This is a genomic window from Vibrio sp. ABG19, assembly GCF_029962385.1.
GTDB lineage: Bacteria > Pseudomonadota > Gammaproteobacteria > Enterobacterales > Vibrionaceae > Vibrio > Vibrio ostreae.
In genome coordinates this window covers 370,903-387,326 of sequence record NZ_CP071708.1, presented here as the reverse complement: position 1 = coordinate 387,326, position 16,424 = coordinate 370,903, and the positions used below count along the sequence as shown (strand labels likewise).

Annotated in this window: 18 protein-coding genes and 1 pseudogene; 12 read left to right on the top strand and 7 right to left on the bottom strand. The window is 50.8% G+C overall.

Annotation, left to right across the window (positions count from 1 at the left end; all coding sequences use genetic code 11):
* Position 1: 1 nt before the first annotated feature.
* On the bottom strand, positions 2 to 556 hold the full coding sequence (gene smrB / locus J0X00_RS07850; RefSeq protein WP_136482502.1) for an endonuclease SmrB: 555 nt from the start codon (positions 554 to 556) through the stop codon (positions 2 to 4).
* A 64-nt stretch (positions 557 to 620) separates the two neighbouring features.
* On the opposite strand from smrB, the gene prmB reads away from it, so the two are divergent.
* The 5 genes from prmB (at position 621) to J0X00_RS07825 (ending at position 4,503) form a co-directional block, all read left to right on the top strand.
* A complete protein-coding gene (gene prmB, locus J0X00_RS07845) occupies positions 621 to 1,553 on the top strand; it encodes a 50S ribosomal protein L3 N(5)-glutamine methyltransferase (RefSeq protein ID WP_218562823.1) in 933 nt (310 codons plus the stop codon).
* A 266-nt stretch (positions 1,554 to 1,819) separates the two neighbouring features.
* Positions 1,820 to 2,905, top strand: a complete 1,086-nt coding sequence (gene aroC, locus J0X00_RS07840) for a chorismate synthase (protein ID WP_136482506.1) — start codon at positions 1,820 to 1,822, stop codon at positions 2,903 to 2,905.
* Between the two features lie 151 nt (positions 2,906 to 3,056).
* Complete coding sequence (locus tag J0X00_RS07835) at positions 3,057 to 3,587, top strand: elongation factor P hydroxylase (RefSeq protein WP_136482508.1); 531 nt, start codon at positions 3,057 to 3,059, stop codon at positions 3,585 to 3,587.
* A gap of 10 nt (positions 3,588 to 3,597) precedes the next feature.
* A complete protein-coding gene (locus J0X00_RS07830; protein ID WP_136482510.1) occupies positions 3,598 to 3,861 on the top strand; it encodes a YfcL family protein in 264 nt (87 codons plus the stop codon).
* Positions 3,862 to 3,978: 117 nt separating this feature from the next.
* Positions 3,979 to 4,503 carry an NADPH-dependent FMN reductase gene (locus J0X00_RS07825; RefSeq protein WP_282477864.1) on the top strand — a complete coding sequence of 175 codons (525 nt, stop codon included), beginning with the start codon at positions 3,979 to 3,981 and terminating at the stop codon, positions 4,501 to 4,503.
* A gap of 193 nt (positions 4,504 to 4,696) precedes the next feature.
* On the opposite strand, the gene mnmC is transcribed toward J0X00_RS07825, so the two are convergent.
* Complete coding sequence (gene mnmC / locus J0X00_RS07820; RefSeq protein WP_282477863.1) at positions 4,697 to 6,730, bottom strand: bifunctional tRNA (5-methylaminomethyl-2-thiouridine)(34)-methyltransferase MnmD/FAD-dependent 5-carboxymethylaminomethyl-2-thiouridine(34) oxidoreductase MnmC; 2,034 nt, start codon at positions 6,728 to 6,730, stop codon at positions 4,697 to 4,699.
* 128 nt (positions 6,731 to 6,858) lie between these two features.
* On the opposite strand from mnmC, the gene fabB reads away from it, so the two are divergent.
* The 3 genes from fabB to J0X00_RS07805 all read left to right on the top strand — a co-directional run bounded on the left by fabB (position 6,859) and on the right by J0X00_RS07805 (position 10,463).
* On the top strand, positions 6,859 to 8,070 hold the full coding sequence (gene fabB, locus J0X00_RS07815; protein ID WP_136482516.1) for a beta-ketoacyl-ACP synthase I: 1,212 nt from the start codon (positions 6,859 to 6,861) through the stop codon (positions 8,068 to 8,070).
* 250 nt (positions 8,071 to 8,320) lie between these two features.
* The gene (locus tag J0X00_RS07810; protein ID WP_136482519.1) at positions 8,321 to 9,466 is read left to right on the top strand and encodes a 4-phosphoerythronate dehydrogenase; all 1,146 of its coding nucleotides are present in this window, start codon (positions 8,321 to 8,323) and stop codon (positions 9,464 to 9,466) included.
* Positions 9,450 to 10,463 carry an aspartate-semialdehyde dehydrogenase gene (locus tag J0X00_RS07805; protein WP_136482521.1) on the top strand — a complete coding sequence of 338 codons (1,014 nt, stop codon included), beginning with the start codon at positions 9,450 to 9,452 and terminating at the stop codon, positions 10,461 to 10,463. The genes J0X00_RS07810 and J0X00_RS07805 overlap by 17 nt, the downstream gene beginning before the upstream one ends.
* A 51-nt stretch (positions 10,464 to 10,514) precedes the next feature.
* Here J0X00_RS07805 and fcrX read toward each other — a convergent pair whose 3' ends face one another.
* A complete protein-coding gene (fcrX, locus tag J0X00_RS07800; RefSeq protein ID WP_136482523.1) occupies positions 10,515 to 10,964 on the bottom strand; it encodes a ferric iron uptake transcriptional regulator FcrX in 450 nt (149 codons plus the stop codon).
* A 262-nt stretch (positions 10,965 to 11,226) separates the two neighbouring features.
* Between fcrX and J0X00_RS07795 the strand changes: the two are divergent.
* Positions 11,227 to 11,703 (top strand): annotated as a pseudogene (locus J0X00_RS07795) (DUF4442 domain-containing protein); the annotation flags it as partial.
* A 152-nt stretch (positions 11,704 to 11,855) separates the two neighbouring features.
* Here J0X00_RS07795 and J0X00_RS07790 read toward each other — a convergent pair.
* Positions 11,856 to 12,743 carry a LysR family transcriptional regulator gene (locus tag J0X00_RS07790; protein ID WP_282477862.1) on the bottom strand — a complete coding sequence of 296 codons (888 nt, stop codon included), beginning with the start codon at positions 12,741 to 12,743 and terminating at the stop codon, positions 11,856 to 11,858.
* 120 nt (positions 12,744 to 12,863) lie between these two features.
* Between J0X00_RS07790 and J0X00_RS07785 the strand changes: the two genes are divergently transcribed.
* Both J0X00_RS07785 and J0X00_RS07780 read left to right on the top strand, forming a co-directional pair.
* A complete protein-coding gene (locus J0X00_RS07785) occupies positions 12,864 to 13,271 on the top strand; it encodes a CidA/LrgA family protein (RefSeq protein WP_206208361.1) in 408 nt (135 codons plus the stop codon).
* Between the two features lie 2 nt (positions 13,272 to 13,273).
* A complete protein-coding gene (locus J0X00_RS07780) occupies positions 13,274 to 13,969 on the top strand; it encodes an LrgB family protein (RefSeq protein ID WP_282478277.1) in 696 nt (231 codons plus the stop codon).
* A gap of 70 nt (positions 13,970 to 14,039) precedes the next feature.
* Here J0X00_RS07780 and fldA read toward each other — a convergent pair whose 3' ends face one another.
* The 3 genes from fldA to J0X00_RS07765 form a co-directional block, all read right to left on the bottom strand.
* Positions 14,040 to 14,567, bottom strand: a complete 528-nt coding sequence (gene fldA / locus J0X00_RS07775; protein WP_136482527.1) for a flavodoxin FldA — start codon at positions 14,565 to 14,567, stop codon at positions 14,040 to 14,042.
* A gap of 53 nt (positions 14,568 to 14,620) precedes the next feature.
* Complete coding sequence (locus J0X00_RS07770) at positions 14,621 to 14,842, bottom strand: DUF2788 domain-containing protein (protein WP_136482529.1); 222 nt, start codon at positions 14,840 to 14,842, stop codon at positions 14,621 to 14,623.
* A gap of 135 nt (positions 14,843 to 14,977) precedes the next feature.
* The gene (locus J0X00_RS07765; protein WP_282477861.1) at positions 14,978 to 15,742 is read right to left on the bottom strand and encodes an alpha/beta fold hydrolase; all 765 of its coding nucleotides are present in this window, start codon (positions 15,740 to 15,742) and stop codon (positions 14,978 to 14,980) included.
* A 92-nt stretch (positions 15,743 to 15,834) separates the two neighbouring features.
* Between J0X00_RS07765 and seqA the strand changes: the two genes are divergently transcribed.
* Entirely contained in the window at positions 15,835 to 16,374 is a 540-nt protein-coding gene (seqA, locus tag J0X00_RS07760) for a replication initiation negative regulator SeqA (RefSeq protein WP_136482533.1), read from the top strand.
* Positions 16,375 to 16,424: the final 50 nt, after the last annotated feature.

The following is a 16,424-nucleotide window of genomic DNA, read 5'->3' as shown; positions in this document are numbered from 1 at the left end:
ACTATTTTTCTGGGACTGACAGCAGAACCAGTAGTGCACCGGCACCGCCAAATTCCAGCGGCGCCTGGTGGAAAGCCATCACATCCGGATGCTGGGCCAGCCACAATGGCACCTTCTGTTTGAGAATGTGTTTACCAATGCCGTGTTGGACGCAGGCACAGTGGGTACCTTCTTTGATGCAGTAGGCGATCATGGCGCCAAGCTCACGTTTGGCTTCCTGTTGCGTCATGCCATGCATGTCGAGGAAAACATCCGGCACATAGACTCCGCGTCGCAGACGTTTGACCTCGTATTTGGACACATCGCTGCGCGCGTAACGAGTCGGCCCCTCTTCACTGAGCAGGGGGACGAACTCATCGGAAAAGTAGAAATCGTTGTCGCGGGCTTCGCGCGCGGTACGACGGGTTTCTTTTTGTTTAGGATTTCTGTTTGGCTCCTGGATTATGGTATCCTGCGCCAACTTTTTAACGCCCTTTACTGCATCCTGAAATAAAGCGAAATCGTCATCGGTGTCGACTTCATAGTTGTCGTTGAATTCGGTCTCTTTTTTGCTCATTTGGGATTAGATAATCTGTTATAAATCGAAATTGGCAGTATTGTAGCGCTTTTCGGAGGCAAGTTTGGATAAGATTTTTGTAGAAGAGGCGGTTTCAGAGCTGCATACGCTTCAAGATATGATTCGTTGGACGGTGAGTCGCTTTAACGCTGCGAACTTATTTTATGGTCACGGTACCGACAATGCGTGGGATGAAGCGGTTCAACTGATCCTGCCAACCCTTTATTTACCGATTGATGTGCCTCCTCATGTGTTGAACTCACGTCTGACGACCAGCGAGCGTTTGCGTGTGGTTGAGCGTGTGGTGATGCGGATTAAAGATCGCACCCCGGTGGCTTACCTGACCAATAAAGCCTGGTTCTGCGGCCTGGAATTTTTTGTTGATGAGCGGGTGCTGGTGCCACGTTCACCGATTGGTGAGCTGATTCAGGCTCAGTTTGAACCTTGGCTGGTAGAAGAGCCGCAACGTATCATGGATATGTGTACCGGCAGTGGCTGTATCGCAATTGCCTGTGCACACGCATTCCCTGATGCAGAAGTGGATGCGATTGATATTTCGGCGGCAGCGCTGGAAGTGGCTGAGCAAAATATCCAGGACCACGGACTGGAACAGCAAGTGTACCCGATTCGTTCTGACCTGTTCCGCGATCTACCAAAAGAGCAGTACGATGTGATTGTCACCAACCCACCATATGTGGATGAAGAAGACATGAACAGTCTGCCGGATGAGTTCCGTCACGAGCCTGAACTGGGTCTGGCGGCCGGAACCGACGGCCTTAAGCTGGTGCGCCGTATTCTGGCGAATGCCCCGAATTACCTGACTGAGAAAGGTATTTTGATCTGTGAAGTGGGTAACTCGATGATTCACATGATGGAGCAGTACCCGGAGATCCCATTTACCTGGATCGAGTTTGAAAATGGTGGTCACGGCGTATTCATGCTGACCCGCGATCAGCTGCTGGCGTGTGCCGATGAGTTTGCACTCTATCTGGATTAACCAGCACTGAGCTGTATACATAGTTAAGACAGTTGTCTAGAACACCGGCTTTGCAGCCGGTGTTTTTTTATCTTTTTAATGGCTGATCGTATGTAAATCAGTGGATTGGAAAGGTGATGCCCATTTTAGGGAGAAAGATTGCACAAATTGTGCAAGCTTAGGCTTTACATCAAATCGTAATAAAGCGACTATGATTCCACGAAGAATAGTAATGAGTGCTGCGGGCGTCGCGTTCAACGTGCGCAGCAAGCTAATTTGAGGACATAATGGCAGGAAACAGTATCGGACAACATTTCCGGGTAACGACATTCGGAGAAAGTCACGGTATCGCACTGGGATGTATCGTAGACGGTTGCCCTCCGGGGTTAGAAATCAGTGAAGCAGATCTGCAGGTCGACTTAGATCGTCGTCGTCCGGGCACATCGCGTTATACTACGCAGCGCCGCGAAGCGGATGAAGTAAAGATTTTGTCGGGTGTGTTTGAAGGTAAAACGACCGGCACTTCGATTGGTCTGCTGATTGAAAATACCGATCAACGTTCCAAAGATTATTCCGACATTAAAGATAAGTTCCGTCCGGGACACGCTGACTATACCTACCATCAGAAATATGGGGTGCGTGATTATCGTGGCGGTGGCCGCTCATCGGCTCGCGAAACCGCGATGCGTGTTGCCGCCGGTGGTATTGCCAAGAAATACCTCAAACAGGAATTTGGCATCGAGATCCGAGCTTATCTGGCACAGATGGGCGATGTTGCGATCGATAAAGTGGACTGGAACGAAATCGATAACAATGCGTTCTTTTGTCCTGATGTTGATAAAGTGGAGGCTTTTGACCAACTGATTCGCGATCTGAAAAAAGAAGGCGATTCGATTGGTGCCAAAATTCAGGTCGTCGCTACCAATGTACCGGTTGGTCTTGGTGAGCCGGTATTTGACCGTCTGGATGCAGACATTGCGCATGCACTGATGAGCATCAATGCGGTCAAAGGGGTGGAAATCGGCGATGGTTTTGATGTAGTGCAGCAAAAGGGCAGTGAGCATCGTGATCCACTGACTCCGCAGGGGTTCAGCTCTAACCATGCCGGCGGTATTCTGGGCGGTATCTCAACCGGCCAGGACTTAGTGGCGAATATCGCGCTGAAACCGACCTCGAGCATTACGGTTCCGGGCGATACCATTACCCGTACCGGTGAGCCAACTCAGCTGATCACTAAAGGTCGTCACGATCCTTGTGTCGGTATCCGTGCGGTACCGATTGCCGAAGCGATGCTGGCGATTGTGGTTCTTGACCATCTGCTGCGTCATCGCGGGCAGAATTTTGGTGTCACCACTGACACACCGGTTATCTGATAATCCGAGCTCTTCACCCCAAAAACGCCCTCATGTGAGGGCGTTTTTGTTGGTGCAGAGCCCAGGTTGTCACACGCTGGCTGATTGCACTTTACCCGCCGCGAAAAAATCGCCAAAATGCGCGCTGTCGATGACTGTTAACCTTAATCTTATGTCCCACCAATATTCCGATTTGATCGCTATTTTCGATCAAACCTTTTTTGCTGATTTTAACACCCGTCTGGTGCGCGGTGATGACGAGCCGGTTTATCTGCCTGCTGATGACAGCACGCCTTACCACAGGATCATTTTTGCCCGCGGTTTTTATGCCTCGGCGTTACATGAAATATCTCACTGGTGTGTAGCGGGTCCTGAGCGCCGTTTGCTGGAGGATTTTGGCTACTGGTACGAACCAGACGGACGAACGGAAGCGGTTCAGGCCCGGTTTGAGCAGGTAGAGGTGCGCCCTCAGGCGTATGAGTGGATCTTCTCGTTGAGTGCAGGCTTTCCTTTTACGGTCAGTTGTGACAACCTTAACGGCGATTTTGAGCCGGACCGGCTGGCTTTTATGCACAAAGTGCAACAAGAAGTACGGTCGATTCTGGCCAGCGGATTACCAACCCGAGTGAACATGCTGTCGCAAGCGCTGCGCGCGTTTTACCACACGCCGCCGCTCAGTCCAGACCAATTTATTGTGAAGTAACGAGATAACTATGATTATTGAATTTGAAGAAAAACTCCTTGAGCTGATTGATACCCGTATCGCGACGGCGTCGGACGATGAGCTGTTTGCCGGTGGTTATCTGCGTGGTCATATTTCGTTATCCGCGGCAGCGTGTGAAGAAGAGGGCATTAATGATCTGAACGAGTTTAAAAGCCGTATCGAGAATAGCCTGGAACAGGCTCGTTCAGAGCTGACCCCGGCTGACCGCATCATTGTTGCCGATCTTTGGCAGGAATTGGCTGCTCAGGCCTGATGGCCGCATTATCGATCGTTCAAATTATTCGAATGAATCCATAAAAGTTTTATAGTTGTTGTTGAGCGGTCGAATGATTACTCTATCATCATCAACCGAACAGATAGGATTACCGACATGAAAGTTATCGCATTCGGAGCTAGTACTAGCTCAACATCAATTAACAAAGCATTAGCGACTTACACCGCTGGTCTTGTTGATGGCGCAGACGTTAAAGTTCTGAACATCAGCGACTACAGCGTGCCTATGTTCAGCGAAGATCTGGAAAAAGAGATCGGCCAGGCTGAAGGTGCACAAGCGTTCCTGCGTGATTTGGCTGATGCTGACGCCCTGGTGATTTCGTACGCAGAGCACAACGGCCATTACCCGGCTGCCTTTAAAAACCTGTTTGACTGGGCAACTCGTATCGATCGCGAAGTGTTTAAGAACAAACCAGCGGTTTACCTGTCTACATCACCTGGCCCTGGCGGCGCGCAATCTGTTCTGGCTGCTGCAGTCGGTTCTGCACCTTTCTTTGCTGGTAACGTGAAAGCATCACTGTCTGTACCAAACTTCTACGATGTGTTTGATCTGGAAGCGGGTCAGGTGAAAGACGACGCGGTCAACGCTCAACTGAAAGAAGCGGTTGCTAAACTGGCTTAATGAGCTGACAACAGGTCGATGCTGACTGTTGTCAGCCAATGAATCTAAAAACGCCTCGCAAAATTGCGAGGCGTTTTGTTTTTTGCCGTGGCGGACGGAACGGTTGTGCCATCTTGCCGACGAATTTGCCGAAGGTTAGTTCACGCAATGCGGTTATTATCTATTCGGCGCGATTATTATCTATTCGGCGTGATTATTGTTCACTGATGGCTTTACCTTTACGCAGGCGGCGCACCCACATCCGGCTCGGGTGCAGGCTTTCCATCACATCGACCGGCAGCGGCAGCGGATCACCACAGATGATGGATGCCAGAACTTCGGCCAGAAGAGGGGCCGAACTTAGGCCACGCGAACCGAGACCAAGCAAGCCATACAGTTGCGGGTACTGAGCCACACGTGGCGCTTCATCCTGTGCCATGTGCACCAACTGTTGGTACTGCTCGAGAATTTCCGCCATCTGACCGATACCGCCGACAAAAGGCAGGTGATCACGGCTGACGCAGCGGATGGCCTGACGTGAGTCGTTACCTGAGGTGTCGACCTGAGCCGGCCAGCTTTGTGTACTGACACATTTGGCCAGACGTGCGCCATTTTCGGTTTGTGCCTGCGCGTCAAATTCACGGTCGATGTGTTCGCGGTCATAACTCGCCCCGATGCAATGGGTGGCTGTGTCTGGGTTGGCCGGGGTCATGTAACCGTCGTAACACAAAACCGAACGCAGTAACCGCAGGGTGTCGTTGCTTGGTACATGACTGACCTGACCTTTGACTTTACCCAGCGGCTGTAGCTTGGTCTGCTCGATGGCGTCAAACTGATGACCATTGGCCATAATCACGCACTGATGATGTCTCGTCTGCTGCACGGGTGATGTGCCGGCAAAGGACAGTTGCCACTGCTGGCTGTCAGCCAGCCATTCCAGTTTGGTCAGCTCATGATCATAACGGGCAGTCAGTTTGCCTTGTCGGGTTAAATGGTTCAGCAGCCCTGTGGTGAACTGAGCCGGGCATAGCCAGCCGCCCAGCGGGTAGTGGACGCTTTCCACATCAACCGGTAAGCCGACCGCTTGCGCGCTCTGCTCGGGGCTGAGTTTGGTGACTAAATCGTGACTGAAATCACCGGCGATCATTTTATTGAGTTTTTTGGCGGACTTTTCATCCCACAGTAACTGAGTCACGCCACACCAGTCATGATCGAATTCGATGTTTTCTGCCATCTGCTCAAAGAACTGGCGGGCGTATAAAAAGGCCGGGGCAAACACGCGAGACACGCCGCTATGCTCACCATTGAGCAGCGGATAGACGGCGCCCTGGCGGTTGCCGGACGCGCCCTGAGCCGCTTCACTGTCCTGGCAATACAGCGTGATGGCCACGCCACGTTCGCTCAATGCTTTAGCCAGAGCGGCACTAGCGATACCGCCACCTATAATGGCCACATCCTTGACGTCGCTCAGGGCCTCGATGTGATACCAGGGTTTAATATTGCTGGCCGGCTGTTTGTCGCTCATGGCACCGGCGATCATTTCCCGTTTGGTGCCAAAGCCTTTGACTTTCTTCATGTCAAACCCGGCTTCTATCAGGCCGCGACGCACAAAACCGGCTGCGGTGAAAGTGGCGCAGGTACAGTCTTGTTTCGCCATCATTGCCATGCCGTTAAACAGGTTTTGATTCCACATTTCGGGATTTTTACTCGGAGCAAAGCCGTCCAGGAACCAGGCATCGACCAGACCTTTTTCAGGAACCGGAACGCCGGGCATGCAATCTTTAATGTCACCAAACCATAAATCCAGGGTGACCGCGCCATCGGCCAGTACAATACGGTGACATTCTGGCACAGCAGGCGGATAATGCTGATGTAATTGCCTGGCATAATCAGCCAGTTCCGGCCACGCCTGATGAGCCTGGACTAAATCTGCACGACTGAGCGGAAACTTTTCAAAACTAATGAAATGTAACTGCTGTAGTGTCGCTTGTGGGTTTTGCTGTCTAAACTTGTCAAACCATTGCCAGGCGGCAAGGAAGTTAAGTCCGGTACCGAATCCGGTTTCGGCAATGACGAAACGGCGCTGATCGTGTTCGTGCCAGCGCTGAGGAAGGTGATTTTGGGTCAGAAATACGTAACGGGTCTCTTCTAACCCATTAACGTTAGAGAAATAGACGTCGTCAAATTGGTCAGAAACCGGGGTTCCGGCCTCATTCCAGCCGAGTTGTGCATGAGTGATTGAAGTCATAATGGGCGAGTTCTATGATATTTGACGTAATTATGGGCCGGGATTGTACGGATTTATGGGAAAGCTGACCACTTTTGTTGGCCTTCTTCGTTATCATTTATCAGAATTTTGAATTATAGGAATGTCACATGAAACGAGTCGTAATCACCGGTATGGGTATTGTTTCAAGTATCGGTAACAACGTCGAAGAAGTTTTAGCGTCTCTTAAAGCAGGTAAGTCAGGCATCAATGCTTCTGAGCAATTCAAAGAGAAAGGTCTACGTTCTCAAGTTTGGGGCGACCTGAAAATCAACCCTGCTGAACATATTGACCGTAAACAAATGCGTTTTATGGGCGATGCAGCGGCATACGCTTACCTGTCGATGGAACAGGCGATTGCTGATGCAGGTCTGACTCCAGAGCAGGTTTCTAACGACCGTACAGGTATCATTGCCGGATCGGGCGGTGCGTCTTCCCTGAACCAGGTGAACGCGGTCGATATTCTGCGTGAGAAGGGTGTGAAGCGCGTTGGTCCATACATGGTACCGCGTACTATGTCTTCAACGGTTTCGGCTTGTCTGGCAACTCCATTTAAAATCCGTGGCGTTAACTACTCAATAAGCTCTGCTTGTGCGACATCTGCACACTGTATCGGCAACGCAATGGAACTGATTCAACTGGGTAAACAGGACATCGTATTCGCGGGCGGCGGTGAAGAACTGGACTGGTCACTGACCATGATGTTTGATGCGATGGGTGCACTGTCAACTAAGTACAACGACGATCCATCTAAAGCGTCTCGTACCTACGATGCAGACCGTGACGGTTTCGTTATCTCCGGCGGCGGCGGTATGGTCGTGATTGAAGAGCTGGAACACGCTCTGGCACGTGGCGCGAAAATCTACGGTGAAATCGTCGGCTACGGTGCGACTTCGGACGGTTACGACATGGTCGCTCCGTCTGGTGAAGGTGCAGTGCGTTGTATGCAGATGGCGATGCAAAACGTGGACGACGTGGACTACGTAAACACACACGGTACGTCAACACCGGTTGGTGATGTGAAAGAACTGGGTGCGATTCAACAGGTCTTCGGCGGTAAGAGCCCGGCGATTTCAGCAACCAAAGCGATGACAGGTCACGCTCTGGGTGCGGCGGGTGTGCACGAAGCGATCTACTCAACCCTGATGCTGCATCACGGTTTTGTTGCACCAAGCATCAACATTGAAAACCTGGATGAAGCGGCGCAAGGTCTGGATATCGTGACTGAAGCTCGTGAACAGGAACTGACCACTGTGATGTCAAACAGTTTTGGTTTTGGTGGCACTAACGCGACGCTGGTAATTAAGAAATACCAGGGCTAAGCGCCTCTGACCAATCCGTTTCCAGAACCGATCAGCCTGGCTGATCGAACAGACGCAGACTCTGTCCCATGGAGAGCGGGACAGGATCCTTTTGTTCTGGTTATTGCCCGGCGACCATTTTTGGTGCCGGGCATTTTTATGGCCGACGTGTTAATCCTCGACACTGGCAACGCTTTTCTGCACAATGCGTTGTTAACCTGCCAAGCACACTAGTAACGCAACCCCAGTCAAAAAATAATGTGAACTCTGTATGAAAATTGTGATCGACGAAAACATGCCTTATGCAGCTGAGCTGTTCAGCCAGTTGGGTGAGGTGATTTTAAAACCAGGCCGGACTCTGACCGCCGACGATCTGATTGATGTCGATGCGCTGATGATTCGTTCGGTGACCAAAGTCAACCAGGAACTGATCAGTAAGGCCAATAAGCTGAAGTTTGTCGGTACGGCGACTGCGGGAATGGACCATGTAGACCAGGCGTTGCTGCAAGATCGCGGAATCTTCTTTACTGCGGCACCAGGCTGTAACAAAGTCGGTGTGGCGGAATATGTGGTCAGTGTGTTGATGGTGCTGTCACAGCAACAGGGTTTTTCGGTCTTTGATAAGACGGTCGGTATCATTGGCGCGGGCCAGGTGGGCAGCTATCTGGCCGAGTGTCTGAGCGGTATGGGCATCAAAGTTCTGCTCAATGATCCACCGAAACAGGCGCAAGGTGACTCTCGTGTCTTCACTCCGCTTGAGGCTTTGCTTAGTGAAGCGGATGTGATTACTGTGCATACGCCGATCACCAAAGACGGTGAATGGCCGACCCATCACCTGATCAACGCCGACGTGCTGGCGAATCTGCGCAGTGACCAGATCCTGATTAACGCCGCTCGTGGTCCGATTGTCGATAACGAAGCGCTGAAAGCGCGTCTGCTGGAGCGTGACGGTTTCACCGCTGCGCTGGATGTGTTCGAGTATGAACCTCAGGTCGATATGACACTGCTGCCTCTGTTGGCGTTCGCGACGCCACATATCGCCGGTTATGGTCTGGAAGGTAAGGCGCGTGGTACGACGATGATTTTTAACAGCTACTGTGAGTTTCTGGGTGAAGCTCATTGTGCTAATCCATCCAGCTTACTGCCGGTAGCTCCGGTTCCCGAGGTGACGCTGGATCGGGCCTGGGATGAAGCGACACTGCTGTCCTTAACCCAACTGATTTATGATGTGCGTAGGGATGACGCACTGTTCCGTCGCGAAATACACAAACCTGGCGCGTTTGACCAAATGCGTAAACACTATTGGGACAGACGTGAGTATAGCGCGGTCACACTCGTTGGTGATGCCGGATGTAATCTGGAGCCGCTGGCGAAATTAGGTTTTAAAATTGAGGTAACGAATGAGCCAAGAATTTAACGTTGCAATATTTGGTGCAACAGGCGCCGTCGGTGAAACGATGCTGGAAGTACTGCAGGAGCGTAAGTTCCCGGTCGGCAATCTGTACCTGCTGGCCAGTGAGCGCAGTGAGGGCAAGACTTACCGTTTCAACGGTAAAACGGTCCGGGTCGAGAATGTCGAAAACTTTGACTGGACGCAAGTTCATATTGCGTTGTTCTCTGCAGGTGGTGAACTGTCAGCCCAGTACGCGCCGATCGCGGCAGATGCTGGTGTGGTGGTGATTGATAACACCTCACAGTTTCGTTATGACTACGACATTCCGTTGGTTGTGCCGGAAGTGAACCCACAAGCGGTGGCGGATTTCCGTAACCGTAACATCATCGCTAACCCGAATTGCTCGACCATCCAGATGCTGGTCGCACTGAAGCCGATTTATGATGCGGTGGGTATTGAGCGCATTAACGTCACGACTTACCAGTCGGTATCCGGAGCCGGTAAAGCTGGCATTGATGAGCTGGCAGGACAGACCGCCAAGCTGCTGAACGGTATTCCGGCTGAGAGTAAAGAGTTTCGTCAGCAAATCGCGTTTAACTGTATTCCGCAAATCGATCAGTTTATGGACAACGGCTACACCAAAGAAGAAATGAAAATGGTGTGGGAAACGCAGAAGATTTTTAATGATGCGGCGATTACGGTTAACCCGACCTGTGTGCGTGTGCCAGTTTTCTACGGTCATGCAGAAGCGCTGCACGTTGAAACCAGTGCTCCGATCGATGCTGAGCAGGTGATTGATTTGCTGGAACACACCGAAGGAGTGGAAGTGTTCAAGGGTGAAGATTTCCCGACCCAGGTGCGTGATGCCGGCGGTAAAGACCATGTGATGGTGGGACGTATCCGTAACGACATCAGCCATCACAGTGGTATTAACCTGTGGGTTGTGGCTGACAACGTGCGTAAAGGTGCGGCGACCAATGCAGTGCAGATTGCTGAGGTGCTGATTCGGGATTATTTCTGAGTTAAGTCAGTCGTCTGATGTAAAAAAACCACCGCAAAACGGTGGTTTTTTTTATTTCTTCGGCTTGTGAGCGTCAGGGTTGTCTTTGCAACTTCCGTCTGCGCATTTGCCGTAAAGATACAGGCTGTGGTTGGTCAGTTGGACATTGTACTGCGCGGCAATTTGTTTCTGACGATCTTCGATCATATCGTCCGAAAATTCAATTACTTCACCGCAGTCCAGGCAGACCAGGTGGTCGTGGTGGTGCTGCGTTGACAGTTCAAATACCGATTTACCGCCTTCAAAATGGTGACGGGTCACGATGCCTGCATCATCAAACTGGTTTAGTACCCGATAAACTGTGGCAAGGCCAATCTCTTCACCGAGATCAATCAGCTTCTTGTACAGCTCCTCAGCACTAATATGTTGGCACTCAGGCTGCTGTAATACTTCTAAAATCTTGAGCCGTGGAAGGGTTACTTTAAGACCAGCATCCTTTAGCGCTTGGTTATTGTCTGACATATACTTTCCCGTTGATGATCTGCAGTAATTAACAGAAGTCAATGTTGTCCAACATTATAGGTTAGTCGCCGCGAACAATAAACCACGAACTTCAAAGGGTTACTACTAATTATTATAAAGCGGGAGTACATCACTGATATAAGTAATCCGACCAGTTACACTTTGTTAACATTTGGCAGAGGTAAAATTTTGGGCGGTTGACGCTTAACTCCCTGATTTTACGCTGGCTGGGTATCTACATGGCGTCAGAGGTATTTACATAATGCATACAACCCTCGCAAAACTCTATCGTCCTGGTGTGGTGAAATGGGCATTGAACTGCTGGCCACCATTTTGGGGCTCAGGGATTAAAATAGTCACTATCAGTAATGATTTTCGTGAAGCGCGTCTGCAGTTAAAGCTGCGTTGGTGGAACAAAAATGCCAATCGCTCGCAATATGGCGGCAGTATCTTTTCTTTAACCGATCCGGTTTACGCTCTGATGTTGATGGGGATCCTCGGCGATCAGTACTATGTCTGGGACAAGCAGGCGAGTATCAATTTTATTAAACCCGGCCATACCGATTTGCATGCGGACTTTTTGATCTCGCAACAGCAACTGGATGACATTCTGGCTGCAACCGCATGTGGTGATAAGTGTTTTCCCGAATTCATCATCCATGTCAAAAACGCGCATGGTGAAGTGGTGTCGGAAGTGCATCGCCAGCTCTATGTGCGCAAGAAGCCCAAATACCGCGATGTGGAGCCCTCAGCGATGATGGAATCACAAACAACAGTGCGATCGGAAAATATTGCCTTGGTCGAGTCGTTAAGCCCGGCAGAGTCGATAACGTCGACCAGTCAGGTTGTGACGCAGGACGACCGTGCCGCGCGGCGTTACGGGCAGCAGCGCTAGCGTGTGCGGTTGCGATAGGCCCGGCATACATCAATCCACGCTTCCGCCGTACGCGGCACGTAGCGCTCGGCGTGCCAGATAGCGCCCAAGCGCCATTCAATTGAAGGTGACATGGCTTTTATCACCACACCTTCGCCCTGAATACGATGACACAAAGGCTCAGGTAAAAAAGCGACGCCCACGCCGCTTTTGACCAGTGCGACCAGAAAGTCCCACTGGCTGCTGCGTGCGGCGACAGAAGGTGTGATCGCCTGTTGCTGACACAGAGTTGCTATGTATTCGCTGAGGGTGAAATCATCGGTATACAGATAAAACGGCTCGTGCTGAATATCCTGCCAGTGCACACTGTCCATCTCGTTCCAGGGCGCGACATCCGGCAGCACGGCGCAAATCGGGTAACTGTCGAGATCGAGAATATTGAGCGTGTCGGCGGCGCTGGGCGAGAGCATGGTGACGGCGACGTCAAGCTCACCGTTATACACGGCTTGCTCAATTTTACGTCCGCCGCACTCAACGATGGTCAGTTCGACATTAGGAAAGGCTTGGCGATACTGGCGAATCAATCCGGCGTACATATGACCGACCATGGGCGGTATTCCGAGGCGCAGGTGGCCGCGTTGCAATTGGTTGAGGTCGAGCAGCTCAGCATTGAGCTGGTTGAACTGAGCCAGGATCTGCTGGGCACGCTGATAAACCACTTCACCGGCATCGGTGAGCCACAAACGGCGACCTTCCCGGTGCAGTAATGGCTGTTCGACTTCCTGCTCCAGGCTGCGAATCATCTTACTGATGGTCGGTTGGGTGACAAACAACTTTTCTGACGCCCGGGTAAAACTCTGCTCGTTGACCACTTCAATAAAATAACGCAGTGCTTTGATGTCCATGTCGTTCACTCCGGTTGCTAAATATTCCATTTTGGCATGAATTGAATAATAAAAATTCATTTTATGATGGTTTTACCTCTGCCTATACTGTGATTGACTTCTCAAAAAGGCAAATGGGCAATGATAAAACTAATGAACGCGCTGATGACTCTGGGTCAGGTCACAGCATTAACCCTGATCTGGTTCATCGCCGATGAGCTGGTGGCACACTTCCATCTGCCATTACCGGCTAATTTAACCGGCATGCTGATGCTGCTGGCCTTGGTGATGTGCCGAGTGGTCAAAGTGGACTGGTTCCGGCGTGGTGCCAGCTGGTTGCTGGCCGAGATGCTGCTGTTTTTTATTCCGGCTGTGGTGGCAGTGATCAATTATCAGGATATGCTCGCACAGCAAGGGTTGCGCATTCTGCTGGTGCTGGTATTGAGTACCATCATAGTGATTGCCTGTACGGCCTGGGTCGTTGACAAGCTGTATCGTTATGAGCTCAAAGTGGCGCGGCGGCGCAGTCAGTTAGGGCAGGAAGCATAATGATGGCTGCCGGAACTCCGCTGTTGGGGGCAGTTTGTCTGTTAATGACATTAGTGCTCTATTTTGCCAGTAAGGCGCTCTATCGTCGTAAGCAGACTATGTTGTTGATGCCGTTATTGCTGGTACCTGTGTTACTTATTCTGGTGGTGGTGGGTTTGCATATCTCTTATCAGGACTATATGGCCGAGTCACACTGGCTGGTATGGATGCTGGGCCCTGCCACGGTAGCGTTTGCGGTTCCTGTCTATGATAACCGACATTTGATCGCGCGCCACTGGCTCTCTTTATCAGCTGGCGTGGCGGTTTCTGTGGTGGTTGCGGTCAGCTCAACGGTATTCCTGGCCCATTGGCTTGAGTTGCCGGAATTGCTGCAACGCAGCCTGGCGATGCGTTCAATCACGACCCCTTTTGCTGTCGAGGCCACCAAGTCAGTCGGCGGACAAACCGATCTCACTGCGCTGTTTGTGGTGCTGACTGGAGTGATAGGTATGCTGGTCGGCGAGGTGATTTTTACCTTGTTGTCGATTCGCTCCCGTCTGGGACGTGGTGCCAGCTTAGGGGCCTCAGCCCATGGTGCTGGTACCGCTAAAGCCTATCAGCTTGGTCACTCCGAAGGGGTCGTCTCGAGCGTGGCGATGATGATAGCGGGAATTATCACCGTGCTGGTGGCACCGCTTATCGGTCAGGTGATGTGGTAAATCTGCGCTAAGCGTAAGCGGATATAAAAAAACCCTGCCAGGCAGGGTTTTTTCAATCAGTGCGACAAGCTTAGTCTTCCAGCTCAGCCAGGCACATCTCTTCGTAAACCTGGGTTACCCATTTGGTCACACGTTGCTCAGTCAGTTCTGGCTGACGGTCTTCATCAATACACAGGCCGATGAAGTGGTTTTCATCAACCAGCGCTTTCGACGCTTCGAACTCGTAACCTTCTGTTGGCCAGTGACCCACAATGGTTGCGCCTTTGGCTTCAACGATGTCACGCACGGTGCCCATCGCGTCACAGAAGTACTCAGCGTAGTCTTCCTGGTCACCACAACCAAATACAGCGACGAGCTTGGTTGAAAAATCAATGGCTTCTAATTCAGGGAAAAAATCATCCCAGTCACATTGAGCTTCACCGTAATACCAGGTAGGGATACCGAGCAGCAACAGATCGAAGTTATCAATGTCTTCTTTGCTGCTTTTAGCAATATCTTGAACGTGAACCAGTTTTTTACCCAGTTGTTTCTGAATCATCTTTGCAATAGCTTCGGTGTTACCTGTATCGCTACCAAAAAAGATACCTACACTTGCCATAGAGTCTTTACCTTTAAATTGTTATGGGTTGGCGCTGGTTGAACGCGCGGGCATTAGCCAAGTCCGGTTCCTTCCCAACTCAGTTGGATAATGCCTTTGGCGATAAAGCCGGCACAACCTAAAAATAGAACAAGCCACACGATACGACGGCCAAATGGCGGAACATTACCTTGTTTTAAAACGTCTTTTATTGCCATTCCGATCAGAAAAAATATAGACGCAAACAGCAGATCGAGTCCGACAGACTCAAGCATGTTCATGTAGTCGTACAGCATGGTAGTCCTTTATGCCAATTTGCTTGCGCGCACTATACCATTGTTGTCGGGCAAAGTTAATGCGCGGATGAGAATCGATTTCACACTTGGCGGATGAGAAAAACCGCGATCAGCCGACAACTGCAGTGCGTTATCTCATGTGATGAATTTGCGTATCGCACGCAGTACTTCGGTTGGCTTTTCTGCATGTAGCCAGTGGCCGGTGTTGGCGATGACGTGGGCTTTCGCCTCGCTGAACTGGGCCTGAACCTCGCTCTGATGCTCGGCGATCAGATAATCGGAGTCACCACCTTTAATGAACAGGGTCGGAATCGTGCAGCATGTGATCGGCTCCCAACCCATAATGTGAGCGTAGTTGGCTTTGAGCGCGGTGACGTTAAAGCGCCAGGCCATGATGCCATCGCAGTTATACAGGGATTTACCCAGGAACTGACGTACACCGTCAAGCTCGATGTGCTCGGCAAGAATCGCCATTGCTGCACTGCGCGAAGTCGGCTTTTGTTCTTCAACCGCGGTCAGACCGGCAAAAACCTGCTGGTGGCGATGTTCGCGGTAAGCATACGGGGCAATGTCCATTACCACCAGTTGACGCATACGATCGGCGGCGATATCGGCCAGTTTCATTGCCGTTTTTCCGCCCATGGAATGGCCGATCACGATGGCATCACGAATATCAAGATGTTCGAGTAACTGTTTGATATCCTGAGCGAGCAGAGCGTAATTGTGCTGCTCACTGTGCAGTGACAAGCCATGGTTACGCAGATCGACACTCAGGACCTGATGATCGGTTTTCAGGTCGCGGGCCAGCAGGCCCAGGTTGTCCAGATTACCGAACAGGCCATGGATCAAGACGACGGTGTGACCCTCACCTTCAAGTTTGTAATTCAGAAGTGCTGACATTTTATCTTATTAGTAATGGGTTTAACGTAGAGTCTCGGCAAAGATCTCGCTATAATCCCCCAGAGTTTAAACATTGAGATTGTGAAAAGCGAATGAAAACAATTGAGGTAGATGAGGATCTATACCGTTACATTGCAAGCCAGACCCAACACATCGGTGAGAGCGCGTCGGACATTCTGCGCCGCCTGTTGAAAGCGGATGGACAAAGCACTCCTGTTGCTCCTAAGTTGTCGGTGGAGCCGAAAGGTATAGTTGTGAGTAAAGATGCTGGGCAAGAAACGAAACTGGATGGCGTGAAAGAGATGCGCGCTCTGCTGATTTCAGACGAATTTGCTGGTCTGAAAAAAGCGGTTGATCGTTTTATGCTGGTGCTTTCCACTCTTCATCGCATCGATCCTGCCAGCTTTTCTGACGCCACGTTAGTGAAGGGCCGCAAACGTGTTTATTTTGCGGACAATGAGCAGACCCTGCTGGCCAACGGTCAAACGACGAAGCCCAAGGCGATTCCGAATACCCCGTTCTGGGTGATCACCAATAATAATACCAGCCGTAAACAGCAAATGATTGAGCAAGTCATGCTGCGTATGAACTTCCCGGCTGAGATTATTGAAAAGGTCACTCAATCTATTTGATTATATTGATCAAGCCCTAAAAGTCTGACTAAAACCTCATAATATGCAAT

Coding starts and splice junctions, on each gene's coding strand:
- J0X00_RS07825 (WP_282477864.1), top strand. CDS start 3,979: ATGAAAGTTATCGCATTCGGAGCTAGTACTAGCTCAACATCAATTAAC.
- fabB (WP_136482516.1), top strand. CDS start 6,859: ATGAAACGAGTCGTAATCACCGGTATGGGTATTGTTTCAAGTATCGGT.
- aroC (WP_136482506.1), top strand. CDS start 1,820: ATGGCAGGAAACAGTATCGGACAACATTTCCGGGTAACGACATTCGGA.
- fldA (WP_136482527.1), bottom strand. CDS start 14,567: ATGGCAAGTGTAGGTATCTTTTTTGGTAGCGATACAGGTAACACCGAA.
- fcrX (WP_136482523.1), bottom strand. CDS start 10,964: ATGTCAGACAATAACCAAGCGCTAAAGGATGCTGGTCTTAAAGTAACC.
- seqA (WP_136482533.1), top strand. CDS start 15,835: ATGAAAACAATTGAGGTAGATGAGGATCTATACCGTTACATTGCAAGC.
- J0X00_RS07765 (WP_282477861.1), bottom strand. CDS start 15,742: ATGTCAGCACTTCTGAATTACAAACTTGAAGGTGAGGGTCACACCGTC.
- J0X00_RS07830 (WP_136482510.1), top strand. CDS start 3,598: ATGATTATTGAATTTGAAGAAAAACTCCTTGAGCTGATTGATACCCGT.
- smrB (WP_136482502.1), bottom strand. CDS start 556: ATGAGCAAAAAAGAGACCGAATTCAACGACAACTATGAAGTCGACACC.
- J0X00_RS07785 (WP_206208361.1), top strand. CDS start 12,864: ATGATAAAACTAATGAACGCGCTGATGACTCTGGGTCAGGTCACAGCA.
- mnmC (WP_282477863.1), bottom strand. CDS start 6,730: ATGACTTCAATCACTCATGCACAACTCGGCTGGAATGAGGCCGGAACC.
- J0X00_RS07805 (WP_136482521.1), top strand. CDS start 9,450: ATGAGCCAAGAATTTAACGTTGCAATATTTGGTGCAACAGGCGCCGTC.
- J0X00_RS07770 (WP_136482529.1), bottom strand. CDS start 14,842: ATGCTGTACGACTACATGAACATGCTTGAGTCTGTCGGACTCGATCTG.
- J0X00_RS07790 (WP_282477862.1), bottom strand. CDS start 12,743: ATGGACATCAAAGCACTGCGTTATTTTATTGAAGTGGTCAACGAGCAG.
- J0X00_RS07810 (WP_136482519.1), top strand. CDS start 8,321: ATGAAAATTGTGATCGACGAAAACATGCCTTATGCAGCTGAGCTGTTC.
- J0X00_RS07780 (WP_282478277.1), top strand. CDS start 13,274: ATGGCTGCCGGAACTCCGCTGTTGGGGGCAGTTTGTCTGTTAATGACA.
- J0X00_RS07835 (WP_136482508.1), top strand. CDS start 3,057: ATGTCCCACCAATATTCCGATTTGATCGCTATTTTCGATCAAACCTTT.